The organism is bacterium, assembly GCA_024226335.1.
Lineage (GTDB): Bacteria > Myxococcota_A > UBA9160 > SZUA-336 > SZUA-336 > JAAELY01.
In genome coordinates, this window is the sequence record JAAELY010000469.1 from 1 (window position 1) to 1,439 (window position 1,439).

The following is a 1,439-nucleotide window of genomic DNA, read 5'->3' on the forward strand; positions in this document are numbered from 1 at the left end:
AATCCGAGAACGGTGCCGCTCACCGGTCCTCCTCCCGCTCGTCGTCGCGCCATGCCCGCGTGCGAACCAGGAAGACGATCGTGTAGACGATCCAGAAGAGCGGAAAGCCCAACAGGAGGAGGGTCGTGCTCAAGGGTAGGTCGAACATGGGGGGTACCTCAGGGCTCCGCCTCGTACACCACCTCGCCATCGAGCAGCGTAAGCAGCACCCGCACCTCGCCGATCTCTTCGGGCGGAATCGCGAAGAGGTCGCGCTCCAGCACCACGAGGTCGGGGGGCGGTCGGGGCTCTCGTCGGGAGGTCGAATGCATGCGGGTCTCCTGAGGCGGTATCATGGCACACCCGCGGTCGGTCGCCTCGAGCCGTGGATCCAGGTAGACTCGAACCCGAGGACAGAAGCCCTGGCAACACCAGCTGGCAACGCCCAGGAATCAGGAGCACACATGCAATCTGCCATGAAATTTCAACTCATTTTGCTTGTCGCGTGCGCATCGGTGCTTGCCGCTGTTGATGCGAACGCGCAATGGTCCAAGCCCTCTGCCGAGGTGGTAGTGGTGCGAGGTGGCTGGCTCTTCGATGGGATTTCGGATGCGCGCAGGCGCAATACCGGCATCGTGATTCGAGACGGAAGATTCGCCGAGGTCGGTGCCGATTTGAAGGGGCGCGAATTCCCCACGGCGCGACTCATCGACCTGGATGACGACGCGACCATCCTGCCCGGGATGTTCGACCTTCACGCTCATTACAACTTGGACCTGGTCGACTCCGGCCGAGCGGAAGAGATGCGCAACAATGCGATCCTCTTTCTCGCTAACGGCGTCACCGCGACCTGGTCGGCGGGCGAGTTCAACCCTGAGCGCTCTGTCGAGGCTCGGGATCGCATCGATCAGGGCGAAGAGATCGGCACGCGGATTTTCAACTCGGGTCCCTATTTCGGCGCTTTTCGCTGCGAGTATCAGATCGAAACCGCGGCGGATGAATGCGTCGCTTGGCCCAACGACATCACCGAAGCGGAGATCCGCCGAGAGGTGGACTATTGGGCCAAACGTGGCGTCACGAGTATCAAGATCAAACAGGCGACTCCGGAAGAAACACGAATTCTGATCGATCAGGTCCACGAGAATGGCATGACGGCCGCCGGCCACCTGGCGAATTACAAGGATGTCTACGACGTCCACGCCCGTGACGCGATTGCAATGAAAATCGATCGGATTGAGCACTGGATCACGCTAGAAGAAGGGAGTGAGGAAGAATCCGAGTTGTCGGAAATGATCGCTCTCTTCTTGAAACACGAGATCTTCTTCGACGCCAATCTGCAGATGTACGGCGAAGGGAAACTCAGGAACGATCCCGCTCTCGACATGGTGTGGACGGATGAGGGTCGCTTTTTCACCCCCTACACGCGTCAGCGATTGCGCAAGCGCGTCGCCGCCGATCCC

Annotated in this window: 2 protein-coding genes; one reads left to right on the plus strand and one right to left on the minus strand. The window is 60.2% G+C overall.

What is annotated here, in order from left to right:
- Positions 1-158: 158 nt before the first annotated feature.
- Positions 159-311, minus strand: a complete 153-nt coding sequence (locus GY725_22350; GenBank protein MCP4006931.1) for a hypothetical protein — start codon at positions 309-311, stop codon at positions 159-161.
- Positions 312-455: 144 nt separating this feature from the next.
- On the opposite strand from GY725_22350, the gene GY725_22355 reads away from it, so the two are divergent.
- The coding region (locus GY725_22355) for an amidohydrolase (protein ID MCP4006932.1) at positions 456-1,439 on the plus strand (984 nt) is incomplete at its 3' end.